The sequence below is a fragment of the Motilimonas sp. 1_MG-2023 genome (genome assembly GCF_030547455.1).
Lineage (GTDB): Bacteria > Pseudomonadota > Gammaproteobacteria > Enterobacterales > CBDFNC01 > Motilimonas.
The window spans coordinates 73,619-95,521 of record NZ_JAUOPX010000008.1 but is presented as its reverse complement, the minus strand read 5'-3'; the positions used below and the strand labels follow the sequence as shown (position 1 = coordinate 95,521).

The window sequence follows — 21,903 nt, the reverse complement described above, 5'->3', positions numbered from 1 at the left end:
ATATCCAAGAGGTAACCTATGCCACAGAATAACCATTTAATTCGCGGGCGCGACAAACTAGCTCAACAGCCCGACTTTCAGCTTGTTGGTCGTGATAAAGAGCTCAAGCAACTGGCAGGTGTATTAATGCGCAAACAAGCCAACAGTGTGCTCCTTGTTGGCACCGGTGGAGTGGGTTGCTCAGCCCTTTGCTTAGGTCTGCAAGCCAGTAAAAACGATAGCGAAGCTTCATTTGATATTATTAATAAACGCATTTATTGGCTAGACACAGATGGCTTGTTTGCATCTGGTGATCCAAGTGCTATGAATGAGCATTTTCAGAAGCTATTACGTACCCTGAGCCGCTCCAAAGAATCCATCTTGATCATAGAAGACGCACGTGACTTTATTGAAGCGGCACGCAACAACGGTTGCACTAACTTTATTAATGCCTTGGTTCGTGAAATTCGTATGAATAAGTTTCAAGTAATTTTTGAAACCCGTGATGATGACTTAGAAGTGGTATTAAAATGCCATTCCGACATGCGTGAATATTACACGATGCTCGATATCAAAGAGCCCGCTCATGAATCACTGACTGAAATTATCACTGTAACCAGTAAGCGCTTAGAGCAACACCATAAGATCACCATCAGCGAAGGCGCGATAGCAACTGCGATTGATTTAACCAACAAATACCGCGTTCGTGAAATGAGCTTAAGCCGCGCCCAACCTGAGCGAAGTTTAAATCTACTTGATCGTGCGCTCACTACTTATCGCCAACGAGCCCACGCGGCACCAGCTGAATTAACTCAACTGAATCAACAGTTAAGCTTAATTGAAGCGGCTATCGCTGGCGATGAAAGCAGTGAATTTTTGCATGTCCCTACTGAACAACTATTGAGTAAAAAATCAGAGCTACTACAGTTAATCAGCCAGCAACAAGAGCAATGGCAATCCATTCAACAGCAATTACGAAAATGCTATAAAAACCAAAGAGATGGCGAAGAAGGCTTAATTGAACTTGAAAATGCCCTGCTCAAACAACAGGAAGTTGAACAAGCCCAAGGTGACACCAAACCTGAACCAGAAACGCTTGATCAATTTCGTTCATTTTCAGCTTCATTAGCGGCAGGTTTTGAATCTGAAGCTATCAGCAAAATCCGCGCTGAAATTGCGCAAATGGAAGCTTACGTCAAAGAAAATAAACAAGCATTTGAGCAACTAACTCGTCAAGTTAACGCTAACTTGTGTCTCGATGTTGATAGCGTATTAGCAGAATTTAGCGCTATTTCTGGTATCGCAACTGACAAGCTCAATCAAGATGAGCGCAGCAAACTGCTGAAAATTCACTCCGTGCTTAACTCACGGGTTTATGGACAAGATCATGCTGTAGACCAGCTTGCCGATGCGGTGCGCGTCGCTCGTGTGGGGTTAAAAGATCCAGAAAAGCCACAGGCTTCTTTTATGTTCTTAGGCCCCTCAGGCACAGGTAAAACAGAGCTAGCTAAGGCCCTTGCCGCCGCGTTATTTGATGATGAACGCGCGTTGTTACGTTTCGACATGTCGGAATATATGGAAAAACATGGCGTGGCCAAGCTCATTGGTGCACCACCGGGCTATGAAGGTTACGAAGCTGGCGGTATTTTAACCAATTCAATGCGCAGCAACCCTAGAGTGATTGTATTGTTCGATGAAATGGAAAAAGCACATCCAGATGTTTTTAATGTGTTATTGCAAGTGCTTGATGATGGAAGATTAACTGATAACCGAGGGCTAACTGTATCCTTTGGTGAAGCCATTATTTTAATGACCACCAATATTGGCCAGCCAAACTTCCTCGATGAGAACTTAAGCTTTGATGAGGCCGTGAGCGAAACCATGAAAGAGCTCGATCAGGTGTATCGCCCCGAATTCCTTAATCGCTTTAATGGCCGTGAAAACATAGTTTGTTTTAACCGCTTAGATTTAGCTGTAGTTGAAAAAATTGCCCGTCGTGAAATCGATAAGCTTAATCGCCAAATTAAAGCCAGTGGCAAAAATATCAATATTAATATCAGCGACCAAACCTTAGCTGACATTTGTCAGGATATTTACGTGCCTGCTATTGGTGCTCGTGGCTTACCAGGTTATATCACGACTCGAATCAAACCTGCAGTTGCCAATACCTTACTGCAAACGCCTGATGCTGAAGGTGAAATGCTGATCAAATACGACATTACAACCAAGCAACTCAATATTTCGGCGCCGACCAAACAAGCGGTTCTTAATCCGGCTTAACTTTTTAATAACAAAGCAGTAGGAAACACCATGAAGCAAAATAATGAGCCCCCCATGGATCGTGATGCTCTGTTACGCCAGGCGCAGCAAGCGTTGGCTGACAGCGCAGCCACTGATGCTCCTATGGATACTAATCCATCATTACTAGTTAAAGCCATCGCTGCTATTTTTTGGCTACTGGCTAAGATCCGCTTCGTGGTGTTACGCCCTTTTGTTTGGTTTGGTTATGTATTTAGCGGCCGTAACCCCGTATTTCGATTCCTAAAAAAAGCAGGAGTTTGGCTCGCCTTTGAGCCGGATAAGCAAAAACCTGATGAAGTTAACTTTTCAGCACGCCGCTTAGGTATTAACGGCTCTTGGCTGAGCGCAGTTTTACTGGTCATCTATTTTTCAATCTCTGCCGCTTACTTTTACGGCACTCAGTTTGAAGAGCTCGTCTACACCACAGGTAAGCAAGAAATTGAAGCTGGTGAGCAGTATCAATTTACCGGCTGCACCTCATTACCTTGCAGCACGCAAGCCGACAATGGCAAGTATTACAAAATTGAAGCCAGCCATTTTTTACCTGCCTTGTATTATCCCGAAGAAGACGTGTTTGCTAATATTCCGCAACAAGATGGCGCTTGCTTGGCTAAAGGTTACGGCTTTTACTTTCGTAACTTGCGTTCGCTGTATAAATATTTTCAGTGGTATCAAAAAGTTTACGATGTTTCTTGCCGGCCATATACCGAGGCAGAGAAACAATTAGCCATAGGTACAGGTCAAATAAGTGCAGTAAGCGAATAGATTTACACTTCAACCCTATCACCATGACTAGGTGGGGGTTGAAGGCACTAAAAACGATATACTATCGAAAGTCCCCAGCAAAATATGCTGTAATTACCGCTCTCAAACTAATAATAAGCAGCCAATGATATGAATTCATTAAAAGACTACCAATTACTCACTCAACAAGCACTGGCATTAATTGAAGGCGAGCCAGACCTGATTGCCAATTTGTCTAACATCAGCGCCTTACTCAATATGAACTTAAGTAACATCAACTGGGTCGGCTTTTATCTACACAAAGGAGAGCAACTGGTATTGGGACCTTTTCAAGGCAAGGTAGCATGCGTGCGCATTGATTTAGACAAAGGTGTGTGTGGCAAAGCGTTTAGTAGCAACACGATCCAATGCATTGCCGATGTTCATGAATTTCCGGGCCATATTGCGTGTGATGCGGCTAGCCAGTCTGAAATAGTGCTACCGATTAATGTAAACACCCAAACGGTGGCCGTGCTCGATATCGATAGCCCAATTCTTAATCGCTTTACTGAAATAGACCAACAAGGCTTGAGTGAGTTTGTCGAACATATTCAAGCTAAATTAGGGTTTTAGATCTTTATATAACGTTTTAACCCGCAGCCAATCCGCGACAACTAAGGCTTGGCTATAACGCCGCCACGGCCAACTCGTCAGGTGTTTTAACTTACCTCGAAGACTTTGCTGTCCAGCTAAATAATCGTTTATCGCATCTTGCAAGCTGACTGCTTCAAAACTTACCCACTCTCCAGCCACGCTTAATAAATTCCAATGCAATACAGGGTGCACCTGCGAGAATAATATTTGCTCAAGCTGTACTAAACTAAATTCAGTATCTTTTAACCGCCGCGCTAGATGAGCACTAGCTTGCTCATCAAACTCATTATCTAAATACAGTTCAGACAACAACAACCAAACGGGGAAGTAACGCTGATAATCCAACGGTGGCGTTTGTTTCAATTTTTTCTCCATTCATCGAGTCACCAACGACAACCAGGTCAATAACTGACCAAAAAATGACCAATATTTGTTACATAATATAAACCTTCTATTGCTTCAACCCGTTACATTTCAATTTAATGTTAAAAAAGTCACATTTTCTCGAAAATAAGAAAATATTCTGCCCTGTATGAGATCTAGCGAATAGCGCAAACGGCTTATTAAGCTATCATCAACATTCATCAGTAAGCGAGAAGGGTAACGAATGATCTACTTAGCCGCATGGATGTTGTTTGTTGGTATGACGGTAGCTTTTATTAAAGGCGCCAAATAATTCTGACACGAAAGGATGTTTATGCCCAAACAACAATAGCTTAGACACAGATTATAGTTGTTTAGGGTTGTAAGGCGGCATTAGCCGCCTTAGTTGTTGACAAACCAAGGCCAAACCAGAGACTGCGTAATTATAAGGTCAACCCACAGGTCAATTACGGATGATTTTTCCCGGCATTTTTGGCGAGCAGAATACGGTCACCCGCAGCCTCCCCTCCCCGAGTGAGTAGTATTGTTCTTACAGAACCATCCCAATCAACTCAGCCCCGTGCAGTCTACCCTGAGCGAATTTTGACCCAGTTAAAACAATTATTTTATTGAGTTTTTTCAGTTATGCTTTAAAAATAATATGCGACGCCAAGGAATCACCTAGCAAGGAGCCAACATGAGTCAACCTTTTATCGCCGATGACGGCTTACCACGTTGTGGTTGGTGTGCAGGTGCGCCTGAGTTTGTGCCTTATCACGACCATGAATGGGGCTTCCCGGTCGATAATGACCAGCGCTTGTTTGAGAAAATTTGCCTTGAGAGTTTTCAGTCGGGTTTAAGCTGGCGCACCATATTAAATAAGCGTGACAACTTCCGCGCCGCCTTTGCTCAGTTTGATTTCAATAAAGTTGCCCAGTTTAATGACGCCGACATCGAACGTTTATTGCAAAACGCCGGCATAGTGCGCCATCGCGGTAAAATTGAAGCGGTAATCAACAACGCCAAATGTGCACAAGCATTAGTTAAAGAAGCAGGCTCTCTTGCCGCCTTTTTCTGGCAATTTGAAGCCAAACCCGATGCTGACCGTATTCCGCAAAGCCAAACCACGACAGCCGAATCAGTTGCCCTCGCCAAAGCGTTAAAAAAACGTGGTTGGAAGTTTGTTGGCCCCACCACCGCCTTCGCCTTTATTCAGGCAATGGGATTAATTAACGATCATACGCCTGAGTGTATTAGTCGCAGTAAAGTTGAACAAGCCAGAGCTGCGTTTCAGCAACCAAAATACGAAACATAACATCGACTAACTAAACCGAATTTTTATCCTGCTTAATCGCAAGTCTGGATCTTGCTCGCAGCCCAGCAGTTCTTAACACTTGCTGCCATTTTCAAATAACTGCTCTTTATCATCGCTACCTTTGGCTCTACCTTCATCACAAAAGCATCCGCGAGGCCGAACATAAAGAAAATATCAGCTCCCATAGGTTAAGTGGCAAAAGTCTATAACTTCGCAGGTACCTATCATATACCCTACGCACTTTTTATTAACATCACTCTGCCATAAAATCGAAGATAACCGCACAATCCTAGCTAGGCCAAGGCACTCTTGAGCCAGTCGGCAGACCGCAACCTAATCTTAAAAATCAGTAGCTTAAGTAGCTCTTCAATCAACATAACCGCAAACATCACAGCAATGGTTAACATGTCAAAAAAGTAGATATACCCGAGCACAGGTAGTATAAAACATACCAACACACCAAACTCAACCTTGAATACATAGCCCGAGTCAAGCCCTGCCCTTAACACGCCTACAATATAAAATGTCACCATAGATCTTAGTAATAAGACCAAAATACAAACAAGAGCAAGTAAACTACCTAATTGGTATACATCAGGCAGGAAGTGGGCAAGGCTTAGGTAGCCAGCTAGGGCCAACATGCAGAATATCAGTGAAGCTCTGAACAGCCAGGCTTCAAACAACCGAGCGGCAACCCTAACAATATTCACTTGGCTTGAACCAATTTTCCCCCCAAGATAGATACTGGAAGCGATGGAAGCCGACAGATATAGTGACATCACCAGAGAGTCAAACAGATTAAAGTAGTTAAATACCAGCACGGAGGCCGCTGGTAACACACCAATGCAAACAAGGTAGACGAGCATAGTGAGTAGCCAAATTAGTTCATTTGCACTGGTGAGCACAAAGTTTTTGCCGTAGTGGTGATCATAATAAAAGTCAAACACACTCTCGCGGAAACCTGATTTTATGAAGAGATAGCCTAGCAATAAAACAAAATGTGAAATTCGCGCGATCAGGGTTGCAATCCCAGCGCCTTCGATACCCATTCCCTCAAACCCTGGTCGATCATAAATCAACAAATAGTTTAGGACTAAGTTCAAGACCACTGATATACCACCAATAATACTGACGGCTCTGGCTTGCTCATCAATACGTAGGGAAGACTCAAATGCTAGGATTGCGGCAGAAGCAATCAGGCTTGGAACCATATAAGAAGCATAAATCTGGACATGAACCAGCAGGTCATTGTCCTGAACTAAGGTTCCCCATATCTGGTCAGAGAAAAACAAGTTGATCAAAAATGCAAGTGCAGAAATGACCAACCCTATATACAAAGAAGTGTTGTGCACCGCGAACATCTTCTTACGCTTTCCCGAGCCAAAGTACTGCGCCCCAAGCATCGATGATACTGTTGATAACGCGCTAAGAAACACAATGGCTACAAAAATGAACCGCGATACATAGCCACTGGCCGCGGCTGAATCAGATTCAAAGTAGGTGAGCATGATCAGATCGCTCGCTGATAAAACATTGTACATCAGCATTTGTAACGCCATTGGCACAAAGATACCATTAAAACTTTGCAGCACTCTGGAGCGCTTGTGCTTCAGAATCATTTACAATCCTTACCTTCAATAAAGTATCCACTAACAACCGATAATTGCTCCCCTCACATACAGCGAGGAGAGCCTTTAATGACATGTTCAACTGGTGGTTAAAGGGAATTTCAGCTATCAAGCAGCAACAGTGCTCTTTTCACCAACACATGCCTTAATCGCGCTTATCAACGGCGTTAGTTTGATTAACGTTTCTTCAAACTCAGACTGGTTGTCAGAAAGATAAGTAATCGCGCCACCTACACCGATGGAACATTTACCTTGGTTCTCGGTTAGGGAACGGATCACAATAGAGAAATCGGCTGCGCCATTGAATGCGAAGTAACCAATCGCCCCAGAATAAACACCACGCCAGCTGGACTCAATTTCATCAATAATTTCCAAGGTCCTTACTTTAGGAGCCCCCGTCATGGATCCCCCTGGGAACAGATGAAAAAAAGCATCAACAGGTGGGATATTGATCATGCCTTGCACTGTCGACACCATCTGATGATAGTGGCTGTAGCTTTCAATATCGAACAACTTAGGTACAGCTACTGTAGCTCCATGACAACATTTACTAATGTCGTTTCTCATTAAATCCACAATCATCAGGTTTTCAGCAATGTCTTTCTGGCTGTTTCGCAAAGCCTCCTTAATCGCTTCGTCCTCTTCCAACGTAGCACCTCGGGGCATAGTGCCTTTTATAGGTTTGGCTTCAATTAAGCCACATTTGTCAATGCTCAGAAAGCGTTCTGGTGAAGCACTAGCGATCCGAGTGTCTGGTGTTTTGATATAAGATGAATGGGGAGCAGGACTAGTGGCAGATAGTAGTTTGTATACCTGCCAAGTATCAATTTCATTGAAAAATTCAACCTTATTAGACAGGCAAATCTCGTAACTGTCGCCTGACTTAATGTAACTTTTACAGGTATCTATCGCATCAATATATTGCTGTTTTCCAAAGTTGAGTTTTGCGTTTTCGGTGAGGTATCTATACACCTCATCTATTTGCAGTCTCTCAACCTGCGCGGCTTTCAGATCAGAACTGACCGCTGATAGGATCTCATCCGCAGCAGGCATAACGTCGCACACGCCCATTCCATCGGTATGAATAGTACAAAAGTACGAATCCCCCACCAAATGATCAACCACCACAAAGCTGGTAGGCATCATCATCATAACATCATCATTAGGGGATGTATGACACTTCACACCAGCCGTCAGGTTGAGGGCCTCATATCCAAAGAAGCCTAAGTAACCAGAATTAAATGGCAGAGCATCATGTTCAAAGTTGCTCTGAAACTTCGTCATTTTTTCCTTTAATAGCTCAAAGATATTTTGATTAAACACCTTGGCACCATCAGCTCTAATCTCTTCTGTATAACCATCAGCAACATTACTTTTCAGAACACTCATGTGTTTGCCAATAGAAGCTCCTGTCATGGAGTAGCGAGAAAAACCTGGCACAACTTTTGAGCTTTGCAAGATAAATGAGTATTCATATTTTTTATATACACTCTCAAAGACATCAACAACATCAAGCTGTCGTGCATATCTTTCCACGTCCATTTTCAGCATATAGTTTCCTCTCATTCAGACAGATTGTGATAAAGTTATAGATAATTTGGCCACCATATTCGGATGTCACAGACTCAGGGTGGTACTGCACACCGAATATAGGGCGAGATGCATGTTTAATGCTTTGAATAACACCATCACCTGTGCTGCTGGTTTCAACAATGCAATCAGGTAGCTGTTCGACATATAAACTATGATAACGAGTGACGTCAAAGCGTTCAGGTAACAAACTGAGAAGGTTGCAGTTTTTGTAGTTATCCACGGTACTAATCCGACCATGCATTGGCTCTTTCATTAGCGAAATTTTACCGCCAAAGTAGTGGGCAATATATTGATGGCCGAGACAGACGCCTAAAATCGGACCATGAAAATTATCTAGTACTGCCTTTGCACAGCCAACACTACTAGGATCTTCTGGCGTACCTGGCCCTGGAGAGATAATGACACCAATATAGTCATTATCCGGAATGGTATCGTCGTTTTTAATAACATCTGCACTCACACCAATATAAGAGTTCACATACCGCTCTATGTTGTAAGTAAATGAGTCATAGTTATCGATAATTAATAGTTTACTGTTCATGGATGAACCTCTTTAATTTCAAGCTAATCTCTTTATACCCGGCACTCTCGGCTTCTATATATAGGTGGCAGCCTGGGTGGAGGTTTTTGTCTTCCCAAACACCTGAATAACTGACTACCTTATCAAGCGTCTTATCAACGCCACCAATAAAATTAACAATTGCTTCAGGCACTGAATCATCGATCGGTTGAACAGCGGCAAAATCATACTCTGTAAAAGATCTCATGTTGCTTCTATCGCCATAGTTGCAGTCGAGATGGTGGAGTAACAACTCGCTTAGATTTCGAGCACTAAAACGCTGGTTCTTCAGCTCTACCCTAACAACGCTCAAGTTCCACCCCACTTCACCAATAAATTCAGACGATAACTGCCGCAAGGGAAAAGTAATGAAAACGCTCTTACTTACTTCTCCTTCATCCACTAGGTGTTTAATCACCTCTGCAATCGAGATCACATAAGATTCAATGTAAGACGCCCCCTCTAGCCCTACCAAAATCTTTATCTTTTTCTTCTCCTCGGTATAACGGCTGACGCTCAAATCATCAGGGTATGACTTGTTCGAATCTGTCGCAGAATAAGCAGCCAGCACGCCATAAGCTTCAGCTAGGGATGCCATCGGATAGCGCTCTGGTTGGTTTTTTTTGTATTTAAAAAAACTTTCACTTAAATGATCTTCAATCAGACTTAAACTTGCGTAATCTGCAATGGAATGACAAAGTGATAAGCCCAGCTGCCGCTCATTGTTATAATTAAAGGCAATACACTCAATCGGGTGATGAAATGGTTCAACACCTGTTACTCGTTCTAAAGCGGCAACGGCGTCTTTGATATCAAAAACATCGAGTTCTCGGAAACAAGCGGAGAATACTTTGGCTGTCGACTGTATTTGGTGAATAAGTCTGCCACCTTTATACACAAGGTGACTTCTCAACATCCAGAACCGGTTAAGTAGAGACTGAACCAACAGCTCGGTTGCAGCCGCTCCTTCAGGGATCCTAATAACTTCTATAATTCGATGGCGGGGCAATCTAGCCCGCTTAAGCATCCAATGAGTCACAGGCAGGGCGGGTACTGCATCCACAAAGTCACTTTCATCTGGCAAGCGTTTATTAGTCGCCGACAGGAGGCTCCGCCAAGTCACTTCTTCAAAGAAATCGCCCAATTCAAACGTATATCCCTGCTCTCTAAGTTTGGTAGCGATCCTTATCATTTCCAGTGAATCAAAACAGCTATCTTTAAGATAGGAATCCAGATTTACACTTATTCCAAGGGACTCGACATAAGTAAGCGTTTCACTATATTCCGAGAGCTCAACGTCTTCCTCAATATCATTTTTGCTGTAGTAGTCACGGTTTAACTTGCCATTAGGTAAACACTGAGCTGTTTTAGCGTACAAAATATGAGACGGGTTGGCATAAGGCGGCAACTGACTTACCAGCTCCTTACTAATTAAGGCTTTTTCAGTATCATTGGCGTAATTAGCATAGAGCACCAATTTGTTGACTCCAGCAACCGCTTTGACTACAGCAATAGCAAAATCTGTATACTTTTTTGCCAGAGACTCGACCTGTCTCACGTCCACCCGTTGACCATTAACCTTCACGTCAAACTTTCGCCTAGCGTAGATATGCAGTTCGCCAGCATCATCTAGATAACCAAGGTCACCAGTGCTATAAAAAGAGCTTGCATCTAGATGCCTTCGAATCTGACCTTCTTCTATATAGACAGGTGCATTGATCCCAGAAACACAAATTTCCCCAATTGACTGGCCAGTACCATTATCACAGGCATCAAGAACTTTTAGCTGGCAATAATTAATCGCTCTACCCGCAGCTACATAACCACTGTCCGCTTGGCTTAGCCCAACCTCGAACTTGTGGTAACTGATATCATTGTATTCGGTGCAACCATAATTATTCCAGATTTCTACATGTGGTAGCGCATGTTGCAAACGTAATGCGTCATCGTAGAGAAGCGGCTCCCCCGCTGTAACTATGCGCTTTAGACCTGCGAATTCTAGCTGCTGTATGGCTATTACCTCTAGCAAACATTGAATATGACTCGGCACGATAAAGAGGTCACTGATACTGCAGCTGTCTACAAGAGTCATCAAGCCAGAAAAGTCCCTTACAACACTTCTCTTTGCCAGTACCAAATCTCCATCAGAAAAGATATTGATTAGGATTTCCTTCAGCGAGGGCGCAAATGCAGCAGGAGTTTTATGTAACAAACGAGCAGTCTTTCCAGCTAGAAGCCTCTCCCTAAAGTTTTCCGTCAAATTGATAAGCTGACGCAAAGGAATTCGGACCAGTTTGGGCTCTCCCGTTGAGCCACTGGTTGAAAGTAAAATGCTACCCGAGCTTTTTAGAGTCAAAGAACTCTCTTTGAGCGGAGCCTTTTTTAACAAACTCAAATCGAGCACGCTAAGTTTATCAGTTTCCATACTTGGGTTTGCACTGATAAGCAGCTTAGCTTGTGAGCGGGTAAGGAGTGAGTCTAAGAATTCAATGGGGTACCCCGACTCTAGTGGTAAAGGAATCAACTCCCGCGATAGGCATGCGAGATAAGCAGCAACACTGAGTATGCTTCCATCACAATAAATGCCAACAACGTCGCCAGCTTTTAAGGGGGCGAACTCTGGCTGCTGCGCCAGTAGCTCAACCATACCGTAGAAGGTACGCTTGTTATAACTAATGGTACATTTACCATCGGCGTAAATGATTTCTCCCTGATCTGAGCACGTAATCTGTGTTTCTTTATCAACCCGTTTTAAAGGTTCAGCTGGCGTTTTTAATGTTTCTGCACAGAAGGATAAAAATTCACTAATGTATGCTGAAAAATGGCTGTCGGCATCATCGCTATATTCACAATATAAAGCCGCTTCTTGGTGACCGAAGTAAAGCTGCAGATCCAAGTCTGTCAGTGTCGACATCCCTTTTCTTTGTACGGCCGTCAACATCAGCCTATCAAGTAGATACTCAGAGCATGCATCCATACCTTGATGCATATCTGCATAGTTCTGCTCCCGAAAGACTGTGCTGACCAACTCTGGCTGATAATGGCCGCTATCAAAATGATATTTAGGCGAGTCCAGCAAATGCATCATGCGTGTACTGACTTTTTCTGCCACAGACCGAAGCGTATCACCTTCAACTAGCTCAACTGCAACGACAGCAAGGGATGCAGAGTTAAATACCCCATTAAGAGATGCTGCTGAATCACGACGGGCAATAGTAGTGCCAATAGCCGGTGTTTCCTGACGACCGACTCGGTTAAAGATAAAAAACAACGCTAGCATGATACAGAAACGGGTTATCCCCCATTCTTTCGCACACGTCAGCAGCTTTGCCGCAAGCTCTTTTTCTATAGGTGTCACCAATGTACTTACGGATCTAGTTTTAAGTTGATAAGGCTTAGCATGCTTAATAACGTGCACCGGCCGTAGCCCTTTCTCCGCAATGCGGGTCCCAATACAATCTCCTCCCTGAAACCCCGTACATGCATTAATACTAATTTCTCTTTCTAAAACAACGTGATTTCGCAGTGATTCTTTTAGTAAATGTATAGAAGCTCCATCAGAGATAATATGGTCCATAACCACCACTACAACTAGTTGTTCAGCCATCTCTGCCAGGCCTATCCGCCAGAGGTAACCATCGCAGTCGGATATCTCATTGCTACAAAGATCTTGGATAAAGCTGACTAACTCCTGTTCATGACACTGCGCTTCCTGAATATTAAAATTTTGCCAGTCGAAATACTCACTAATAACTAGTTCAGAGGAACCTTTGACAAGTCTGGCTCTGAGATAAGGAGCAATGAGTGCATGACTAGCGATAGAATCCATTAGCCTGCTTTTTCGGCTTTTTTGGATAGTAAACATATCCCAAATATTATTCGAGCCCGGCACATAACCGTGAAGCCCACGCAAAAACAAGTTACGTAATGCATTTTTATTTATCGGCTGAATGCCTGAAGCGGCTATAACAGAACCTGTATCGGGCTTTGATTGTGCCGCTTCCATAGCACTTGCTAGGTTATACACTGAAGGCTCTTTTAGTATGTCGGATATTCGCTTGCTTATTCCCATCCCCTTGAGGTGGGCGCTTAATTTAGCAGCGATCAGCGAGTTCCCACCAGAGCGAATAAAACTCATATCTGTCTCTGGTAGCGATAGTCCACTCAAGCTTTCAAAGGCATAATTCCCCATGACATGTTGTTGAGCTTCACCCGCTTCAAGTTGCTCAACATAAAATTTGAAGTTAATTTTGCCATTTTTGTCAAGTTTAGGAGTTTCGGGTAATGGCTGGAGTATAGAAACGTTATATCGTGTCGCAGCTTGCTGCAGCGGCACCTTAGCTTGCCCTTGGTAAATGACCCCTAGCTTTTCTGCTTTCTCGATAAAGAAGGCATGAGCGTTACTGATTCCAGCTATCCCAGTAAAATGCTCTTCTACTTCACTCAATTCGAGTCGACGGCCGAGATAATTTATTTGTCGATCCAGTCTGCCAATGTAACCAAGACTTCCATCGGCCTTACGGTATACTTTATCGCCTGTTTTATATAACTTGTTACTTCTTTCTCCTGGGAAAAAACGAAACGGGTTATCAATAAACTTGCCTTCATTTAGCTTCTCAGCATGGCCTATATAGCCAGCCGACAAGCATACGCCACCAATAAGCAATTCTCCCTCAAAGGACAGCGTCCCACACTTGTCGATGATGTAGGCTTCGACACCATTTATCTCATACCCAATCGCGTCACACTCTGATAATGAAGAGGGATAAAACTTAAGTACTGAAACGGTTGTTTCAGTAGGGCCATATATATTGACGATATCACCCTGGTACATTGACAGTATGTCTGGATGAAACTTTTCACCACCAGCATTGACTGTTTTAAACTTTGTTGATGACAAAAACGGATGCAATGCAACAAGATAGCTAGGCGTTGCATCAATAACGTTAACGCTATTAACGGTGATGCGCTTAGCAACTTCAACAAGGTCTTTTGGATCTTCAGCAAGAACCAACCTTCCTCCACTTAGCAACGCAGTAACAAGCTGTTCAAGAGATGCATCAAATGAACAATCAGACAGCCAGATAAACGTGTCGTCGCTGTTGTAACTATGCTCCAAGATCTGTGCATGAACTAAGTTCAACAATGAGCGGCGATAGCAACGGATCCCCTTAGGTTGTCCTGTTGTGCCTGATGTATAGATGATGTAACCAGGCTCATCATAGCAGGCAGGTATTGCCGGTAAGCAGCACTCAAGTTTGAATTCACTGACTTCAATCTCAAGCAAAAACGATGCTGCACTATCTTGAAGAATAAATGCAGTTTCTTCCTCAGTTGGATTTGACTTAAGCGGTAAATAGACGCATTGCAAATGATCTATCGCCAGTAGAGTCGCAATTTTATGAACACTTTTTGCACCTTTCACCGCAATAACCGAACCCGGTTTAACGTCGTTGCTTTTAAACAATTCGATTAGTTGCCAAGCTTGGTCAACAAGTTCACTGCAGCGATAATTCTGTTCTGGAGCAATCACACGTATCGCATTAAGATTATGGCTCGCCAAGCTCGATAGGTAGCTTTCCTCGTTTCCCAGAGCGCGAGCACAGTCAATACTGGCAGTCATTCTTAGTAAATATTCTGCAATGAGCTTTTGTTTAGCTAGAAAAGCATCATCAGTATCAGTGATATTCTTATTAGTTAAACTTTCCAGCCCCCTAGCGAGCTCTTTTTGCAGTGCTCCTTGGAATTCATCCCTGTTTTTTTCGAGTAGCAAAGTTTGTATGCCTTTAGCACAAATCTTTTCTGACTTAGAGAACTGGCTAGCCGCCTCCATAGCCCGCAAGTAGCTGTTTGAAAGAGCTGTGATGTGCCTTTTTTTCATCCGCTGATATTCCTCACATCAATACAAATCACGCAGATTATAAGCACTGATTATTTTTTTACACTTGCTTTATATTCGATCTTATATGCAACATATTTAATATGATATCTATATCAAACTTCCATGTAAAAAAAGCTATATTTTGTTGTAAATTTTCATAATTTAGCGTATTGAAAAATACCATTGACTAAAATACATCTTAGTGGGCGACTTAATAAGTCGCCTGCTAAAGAAACGTAGCCACACTAAGTAAAAATCTCGAAAATATAGGACAAATTATTGGCTGATCTAACAAAGTGATCCTAAAAACAAATTAAAACCAATAAAATCAAAATCTTAAATATTTAAAGATATTAAACCTTCCATTAAACATAACCCCCAATTACTGTTAGCGAGGGAGTTAAGCGTCACCTAGATGAACAAACCTATATGTAACATTCGTAGTAACGAAGCGTATTTATGCCCAACAGAGCCTAGTTTTATCTAAATTATAGAAATTCCGGTTATGTTCATTATCATTTTGAATGATCAACCTAAACACCAAATGTAATTTTATTACAAAATTTAGTGATCATGTTCATGATTACAGGTGCGAACATCTCTTTATATGCAACATATTTCACATAAATCTTTACAGCTATTAGCACCGCCTTACCCTTTACATTATATTGACCTTTAGTTCACAACACGCCAAAACGTCCTAGGTTCGAGGCTATCCAGAGACACCAGGCAAACAGAACGCTATTAACTTGGTTTTTAATTAGAAGGCGAAAAAATGTTTAAGAATGTTGCGACAACCTTTTTAGTTTCACTGGCTCTTTCAGGCACTGCCCAAGCAGAAATCACCAGAGCAACAGACTATCGTCTGAACTACGAAGGCCGCTCTATAAAAGATTATGTGACAGGAAGCGTGGCGCTAAACTGGCCAGGATCAGCCCTTAGTTTCAGGTTCACCGGCTCTAAGCTGGATTTTCATGCTAAAAGCGATGGATCACAATTTGATGTGCTGGTTGATGGTGAACTTTATCGTTCTGTTAAAACATTTAAAGGTGAAGGTAGTTACAACTTACTAAATTTTGCAGAACCACAAGACATCAAGGTAGAAATAGTTAAACGGACTGAGAGTTTTGGCAGTTTTTTCACGCTAAACAGTTTAGATCATGATGGAACACTGAGTGGTATTTGGGAGAATAAACCTCATATTCTATTCATTGGTGACTCTGTTACAACGGGATATGGTGTTGAGTCCGATAAGTTAAGCTGTACTATGGATGAAATAACTAACACTACCAATGGACGTTTATCCTATGCATCCATAACTGCAGAACGACTCGGAGCCACAAAAACTCTGGTTGCCTACTCTGGAGGAGGGTTATCACGCAATTGGGCCGGCCTAGAAAAAGGCTACGTAGTACCCGACTTCCTGAATAAAGCTGGTGCTGTACTTAACGATCAATCTGCATATGAGGGACGCCACGTCGATCTGGTCGTTGTTAATCTTGGCGGTAACGATTTTAGCACGCCTATTTATCCCGACGAACCTTGGCCAGACGCAGCAAGTTTTTACACCAGCTGGCTAGCCGATTATCTAACCTTGGTTGAAAATGTAAGAGCAAGGTATGCCAATGTGCCCATAGTAATCATGGCTAAACAGAGATACTCAGACAAAATTGCAGACGTTCTTGAGCTGCTCAGAACCAATAGCATAAGCGCGATAACTCCACATTTCTACGCTGTCATTGGTGAAGGTTGTAACGTTCACCCAACAGCAGCACAACACGACGTTATTGCAGAGCAATTAGTTAATACAATCGAGGATCTCAAGCGACTAAGACAATAATTAACCTTAGCTCTGTTTTAGCCTTCAATGATCGAATAGGGTATACAGCTTCGACAAACTTTCTTTCCAAGAGTGAAAACACAAAGCGCATAGGGATAACCCCAAGCAATCCCAAAGTGAAGAGTGAAGCATTTTTTACTGGGTATTACTTAGGTCTATCCACTGCGCTTTGCAGGTAAACATACTATGTCGCCTATCCATTACTCCCCCTTGGTCAGTTTGATGAATAGTCAGCGCGTCTGTGTTAACACAACGCACCAATAACATTTCTACGATTTTTTCACCTACTAAACGAATATTCGCAAGCAAGCCTAAGTGCTCTTTGCCAACCCTTTTCCCGCTAGGATTGGCACCAGATAATACTTGTTGGAAGGTGATTATTGATCTTCGCGTTGGGATTCATTGATGAACTAGCTCACCATTTGATCATCACAGAGCTCTTTTTTGATTTTCTCTACGAGTGAAAAATCACTTAAACAACTTTGTTTATATTGTTTAATCGGCACTATCCCCATTAACGTATTCGTCATGAAGATTTCGTCTGCATCATCCAAAGCCCTAGCCGGGAATAAACCGACCTTATGGGGTAGTTCAAGCCGCTCGGCTACTTTAAGCACCTGCTTACGCATCACACCTTTAACTCCAGCTTGCGATAAGCACGGTGTATAAAGGGTGTTGCCTTGACGCCAAAATAGATTACCAGCACTGACTTCTACCAAGTTGCCATTGATATCGGCAACTGCCAAATCATCACAATCAAGCTCGGCCAATTCTTGTTTGATTAATACCTGCTCTAAACGGTTAAGGGTTTTATATCCTGCCAACGCTGGCTGTAAACCTAAGGTGAAAGAGGCTGGTAACAGTGAAGCCCCTTGCAGTTGCCAATTAAGGTAATGACTAGGCCAAGGGGCTACTTGAATCATACGAGTGGTTTGCTGACAACCTATGGGAGCATAACCCCTACCACCACAACCACGAGTTATCGTGATTTTAAGGCACCCAATCTCAACACCTTGGATTGCTAGCTGCACTTCGCTAGACAAGATAGACTCGCTGGGAAGTTCAATATTGAACCGTTTCGATGCCAGCATTAAACGCTCAAGATGATCGCGCCAAAATTCAACTTTTCCCGCAACCACCTTTGCTGTGGTGAAAAAACCATCACCATAAGCCAAACCGCGATCCCCGCTGGCTACTACTTGTTTCTCTTCACCGTTTATCAACATCATGTAATAATAAAAAAATTATATTGGTGCCGATATTTTTACCATTAAAAAAGACACTAAACCATTAATTTTGTTCATAAATGTGAACTTATAGCTATATTGTTCAACTTAATCTATCAGCTTTGATTTACTAAGAGCCAAACCCAGCGGCAACATAAAAAAACCTCTTTAGTGGTTACTCAAAAGCACTTGGTACAACTTGATAATTTTATAGCAGATTCATGCCTATTATTGCCTCATATATGTAACGACTTATACATCACCAAAAAATCTTACGCGGGTACTATTGTGCTAAGCAAAAAGCAACGCCTTCTACCATATTCAGGCGATTAACTTGCCATTCCCTTATCTTGAGTTTTATTGGACCAAGCACTAACCGACATTCACCCGAGCACTGGCTAGTTGGGGTTATTTTTTAACCCACTCAAACAAGTCAGGTTGTCCACTCGGTAGCGCTCGCTCTTGCTGTTCTAAATCTTGCTTTTGATGCTTTGCATCGATTAGCTGCTGATCTAATCGCGCAAAGTAGATATCTTCTTCTGCTTTGCCTTTACGGCGCATGGTTTCTGTAAAATCAGTCATCCTCATTACCTCTGCTCATTCTGATTCTACTGTAAGTTTAGTTCATACTGGCCGATTGCCTGCTATTCACGCTGGGCTTGCACTTGAAGCTGCATCGCCCGGCTAAATTGGTATTGCACGAAATAGACCAACACCACCAATAGCGCAGCATGAAGTGGCCAACCAGACACAACTTTAACAGTTGCTAACGTAGCTTCTTCAATTGGATAAGCAAGCCAGAGAAATGTCGCTTTTAAGCTGTAAGCAACAATCCAAATAGCGGATGCCTGTTGCCAAATTTGTTGGTAACGCGGAGTTTGGCTAAATTCCCATTCTTTTAGATCGGGACTGCCTAGTTCGGCAAACAACCGAGGAATCGGTTTACCTAGTAGAGAAAAAATTAAAAAAACTAATGCCGATTTCACCGCGCCTGCAAGCACTTGAATAAACACGACATCAACCAGCCAGCCTGCTGGGGTAAAGGTCACTATCAGCAATTCAATTAAACCAAACAGGGCAAATACTAATGCGATTGGCCCTAAGGATTTCAGCGTAAGGCTTATAACAATGCCATAAATTCCTGACACTAATACCGCATAAAGTAAACCAGCATAGTGATACACGCCAAGGTATAACAGCGCGGGGAGAATCATCGACAAAAACGCGTCGCGACTGAGTAAGAGCCCTTTGAGAATCGCCAAAGGGTTTTGATTGTTAGTCATCAGTATTACCTATTTCGTCCGAGATTAAGGCTGTGGGCTTGTTATCCATCAAGCCCCTACACTTTACTCGAATGGCAAGGAACGCGCGTTAGCTTAGATCATGGCTCTCATCAAGAGTTTTGAGTGTGGCCAAATACCCAGTTAATATACTTGATTTATATTAAAAGCCTATTTGATACAGCCCTAACATAATAGCGGCTGCAGCCAACATCATAGGTCCCCCCATAATCACCATCGAGTGCCCAGCAATAGGTGAGTCTTTTGGCTGCGGCCACCAAGAAAATTCCATTTTAAAATTGCGGTCAGCATCTTGCCCAGTAAAATAAGACGTGAACATGATGCCGCCCAGTAAGAAACCCACTAGCGCATAACAAAACAGTAACTCATTCAGAGGTGTACTATTTGCCCAATGCCAATGTAAGAAACTTAGGCCAAACATTAACGCCGCACTAACCATAAAACTGATCAACGACGCCTTAATCATAGGAATACTCAACGTTTCACTCCTTTTCGGATGTAATGGTAAAAAGTCTGTGCCGTCTGATCCTAGGCCAAGACTAATTGATGAACAACACGCAAAATAATCGAATGAGATTACAGCTGTTTGGCCATCTTAAAATAAGCTTGATCAGCTTTATAAAAACGCTCGCCCGAGATAGCCATGCCAAAACGCTGGTAAAAACCAAGGGCTGATTCTCTGGCGTCACACCAAAATAATTTATAACCTTGTTCAATTAGCTGATGCAAAATATGCTCGATTAAATAACTGCCTATGCCACGACCTTGAAATTCCTGCAAGGTGGCAAATTTACGCAACCTTGCCTCATGTTGATCTACAAATATCGAAGCAACGGATACCAACTTGCCATCAATTACCACGCCATAGTGCTTTGCATCCTCGTCACCGCTCACTTGAGAAAATGATTGCGGTTGATTAGGCCACAACACCGCTTGCCGTATAGCTAGCGTTTGCTGCCAATTTAATACAATGATCTCCATCGTCTCACTCTGCTAATTAATGATCTATTCCACACCTTACCAAAGAATAAACTGTCTGTTCGTGCAAAACATGACCCATCTTCTAATATATTGATCAATGCTCATTTAACCGCAGTTTGGAACAGCATGCCACGTTTAAAACTATCAGAGCTTATTAGTTCACTCAGTTATGCCCTTGATATTACCGAGGGCCAACCTGCTGGTCATTGCATTCGCTGCTGCTGGATTGGGATGAAATTGGGTGAAACAATAGGGCTCAATAAACAAGATCTGTGGAATCTATACTATGTATTGCTGTTAAAAGATTTGGGCTGCTCTAGCAACGCATCGCGGATTTGTGAGCTGTATTTAACTGACGACCTATCATTCAAACGAGAGTTTAAGTGGGTCGACGGCAGTCTGCCGCAGGTTCTTAGGTTTGTGTTACGCCACACTGGCACTAAAGCAGGCATATTAAGTCGATTTCGGGCCATCTCAGACATTTTCGCCCATGGCGATGAAATAGCTCAAGAGTTGATTAAAACACGCTGTACCCGAGGTGCCGACATCGCCCGGCAATTACGTTTTTCCGAACAAGTTGCAGGTGGTATTCACGCCCTAGATGAACACTGGGATGGCTCGGGCAGACCGGATGCTTTGCAAGGAGAGCAAATTCCTATCTATGCTCGCATTGCATTATTTGCTCAAGTCGTCGATGTGATGCATCAAGCAGACGGTAACGAGGCGGCAATATCAGAAGCCAGCAAGCGAGCTGGTACTTGGTTTGATCCCGCCCTAAGTGTGGCATTTGCCAACATTGCAAGTGATGCTGAATTTTGGGCAATGCTAACATCCGACAAGTTAGATCAGCATATTCTATCCTTAGAGCCAGGCGGTTTTGAACAAGAGCTCGATGAAGATTTTTACGATGACATTGCTGAAGCATATGGCCAGGTAGTTGATGCCAAAAGCCCTTTTACTGCAGGCCATAGCGCTAGAGTGGGTTTATATTCAAGCCTATTGGCCGAGCAAATGGGTTTTACAGCAGAAAGGATCCGTTGGATCAAACGCGGTGCGCTGCTACATGATGTCGGTAAATTAGGCGTAAGTAATAGCATTTTAGATAAGCCGGGCAAGCTAACCGATGAAGAATATGACGCAATCAAGCTACATGCCGTGTACACCCAAGACATCTTGGGTCGAATTCCTGCTTTTGGCGAACTCGCCGCTATTAGTGCCGCTCATCACGAGCGCTTAGATGGCAAAGGTTACCCAAAAGGCCTTACAGGATCCGAGATTACCCTAGAAAGCCGTATTATCACCACCGCTGATATTTTTGATGCCATTACTGCCGATCGCCCCTACCGAGGAGCGATACCGATAAGTAAAACCTTGAGCATTATGAGTGAATCTGTCAACAGTGCGCTGGATCCGCGTTGCTTTGATGCCTTAGTTAACTTGATTAAATGCCATCCCGAGCTTTTTCCGAATGAAAGCCAATCCCTAAGTATCAGCGCGAAAACGTCTCAACCTCGCAGCAACCCTATATCCAGCATTAAACTAACAAATAAATAGAACTA

17 protein-coding genes are annotated in these 21,903 nt (G+C 42.9%); 6 read left to right on the top strand and 11 right to left on the bottom strand.

Annotated features, from left to right (window positions below; translation table 11 throughout):
- The first annotated feature begins 18 nt into the window (after nt 1-18).
- From Q4519_RS06190 to Q4519_RS06180, 3 genes are all read left to right on the top strand, one after another.
- Nucleotides 19-2,259, top strand: a complete 2,241-nt coding sequence (locus Q4519_RS06190) for an AAA family ATPase (protein ID WP_303510792.1) — start codon at nt 19-21, stop codon at nt 2,257-2,259.
- Nucleotides 2,260-2,289: 30 nt separating this feature from the next.
- Entirely contained in the window at nt 2,290-3,045 is a 756-nt protein-coding gene (locus Q4519_RS06185; RefSeq protein WP_303510789.1) for a hypothetical protein, read from the top strand.
- Between the two features lie 129 nt (nt 3,046-3,174).
- Nucleotides 3,175-3,636, top strand: a complete 462-nt coding sequence (locus tag Q4519_RS06180) for a GAF domain-containing protein (protein ID WP_303510786.1) — start codon at nt 3,175-3,177, stop codon at nt 3,634-3,636.
- On the opposite strand, the gene Q4519_RS06175 is transcribed toward Q4519_RS06180, so the two are convergent.
- Complete coding sequence (locus Q4519_RS06175; RefSeq protein ID WP_303510783.1) at nt 3,625-4,020, bottom strand: hypothetical protein; 396 nt, start codon at nt 4,018-4,020, stop codon at nt 3,625-3,627. The genes Q4519_RS06180 and Q4519_RS06175 overlap by 12 nt on opposite strands.
- 697 nt (nt 4,021-4,717) lie before the next feature.
- Between Q4519_RS06175 and Q4519_RS06170 the strand changes: the two genes are divergently transcribed.
- Nucleotides 4,718-5,335, top strand: coding sequence for a DNA-3-methyladenine glycosylase I (locus Q4519_RS06170; protein ID WP_303510781.1), 618 nt, complete (start codon nt 4,718-4,720; stop codon nt 5,333-5,335).
- Between the two features lie 293 nt (nt 5,336-5,628).
- On the opposite strand, the gene Q4519_RS06165 is transcribed toward Q4519_RS06170, so the two are convergent.
- The 4 genes from Q4519_RS06165 to Q4519_RS06150 form a co-directional block, all read right to left on the bottom strand.
- Nucleotides 5,629-6,954 (bottom strand): MATE family efflux transporter, encoded by a 1,326-nt coding sequence (locus Q4519_RS06165; protein ID WP_303510778.1) that lies wholly within the window; start codon nt 6,952-6,954, stop codon nt 5,629-5,631.
- A gap of 117 nt (nt 6,955-7,071) precedes the next feature.
- The gene (locus Q4519_RS06160) at nt 7,072-8,514 is read right to left on the bottom strand and encodes an anthranilate synthase component I family protein (protein ID WP_303510775.1); all 1,443 of its coding nucleotides are present in this window, start codon (nt 8,512-8,514) and stop codon (nt 7,072-7,074) included.
- Complete coding sequence (locus Q4519_RS06155; protein WP_303510772.1) at nt 8,474-9,097, bottom strand: aminodeoxychorismate/anthranilate synthase component II; 624 nt, start codon at nt 9,095-9,097, stop codon at nt 8,474-8,476. The genes Q4519_RS06160 and Q4519_RS06155 overlap by 41 nt, the downstream gene beginning before the upstream one ends.
- Nucleotides 9,087-14,996 carry an AMP-binding protein gene (locus tag Q4519_RS06150; protein ID WP_303510769.1) on the bottom strand — a complete coding sequence of 1,970 codons (5,910 nt, stop codon included), beginning with the start codon at nt 14,994-14,996 and terminating at the stop codon, nt 9,087-9,089. The genes Q4519_RS06155 and Q4519_RS06150 overlap by 11 nt, the downstream gene beginning before the upstream one ends.
- A gap of 775 nt (nt 14,997-15,771) precedes the next feature.
- Between Q4519_RS06150 and Q4519_RS06145 the strand changes: the two genes are divergently transcribed.
- The gene (locus tag Q4519_RS06145; RefSeq protein ID WP_303510766.1) at nt 15,772-16,836 is read left to right on the top strand and encodes an SGNH/GDSL hydrolase family protein; all 1,065 of its coding nucleotides are present in this window, start codon (nt 15,772-15,774) and stop codon (nt 16,834-16,836) included.
- A gap of 135 nt (nt 16,837-16,971) precedes the next feature.
- On the opposite strand, the gene Q4519_RS06140 is transcribed toward Q4519_RS06145, so the two are convergent.
- The 6 genes from Q4519_RS06140 to Q4519_RS06115 form a co-directional block, all read right to left on the bottom strand.
- Entirely contained in the window at nt 16,972-17,145 is a 174-nt protein-coding gene (locus Q4519_RS06140) for a hypothetical protein (RefSeq protein WP_303510763.1), read from the bottom strand.
- A gap of 101 nt (nt 17,146-17,246) precedes the next feature.
- Complete coding sequence (gene pabC, locus Q4519_RS06135; protein ID WP_303510760.1) at nt 17,247-18,065, bottom strand: aminodeoxychorismate lyase; 819 nt, start codon at nt 18,063-18,065, stop codon at nt 17,247-17,249.
- 405 nt (nt 18,066-18,470) lie between these two features.
- A complete protein-coding gene (locus Q4519_RS06130; RefSeq protein WP_303510757.1) occupies nt 18,471-18,644 on the bottom strand; it encodes a hypothetical protein in 174 nt (57 codons plus the stop codon).
- A gap of 62 nt (nt 18,645-18,706) precedes the next feature.
- The gene (locus tag Q4519_RS06125) at nt 18,707-19,345 is read right to left on the bottom strand and encodes a hypothetical protein (RefSeq protein WP_303510754.1); all 639 of its coding nucleotides are present in this window, start codon (nt 19,343-19,345) and stop codon (nt 18,707-18,709) included.
- Nucleotides 19,346-19,505: 160 nt separating this feature from the next.
- The gene (locus Q4519_RS06120; RefSeq protein ID WP_232803154.1) at nt 19,506-19,841 is read right to left on the bottom strand and encodes a hypothetical protein; all 336 of its coding nucleotides are present in this window, start codon (nt 19,839-19,841) and stop codon (nt 19,506-19,508) included.
- Nucleotides 19,842-19,939: 98 nt separating this feature from the next.
- On the bottom strand, nt 19,940-20,344 hold the full coding sequence (locus Q4519_RS06115; RefSeq protein ID WP_303510747.1) for a GNAT family N-acetyltransferase: 405 nt from the start codon (nt 20,342-20,344) through the stop codon (nt 19,940-19,942).
- A 126-nt stretch (nt 20,345-20,470) separates the two neighbouring features.
- On the opposite strand from Q4519_RS06115, the gene Q4519_RS06110 reads away from it, so the two are divergent.
- On the top strand, nt 20,471-21,898 hold the full coding sequence (locus Q4519_RS06110) for an HD-GYP domain-containing protein (RefSeq protein WP_303510745.1): 1,428 nt from the start codon (nt 20,471-20,473) through the stop codon (nt 21,896-21,898).
- Nucleotides 21,899-21,903 lie beyond the last annotated feature (5 nt).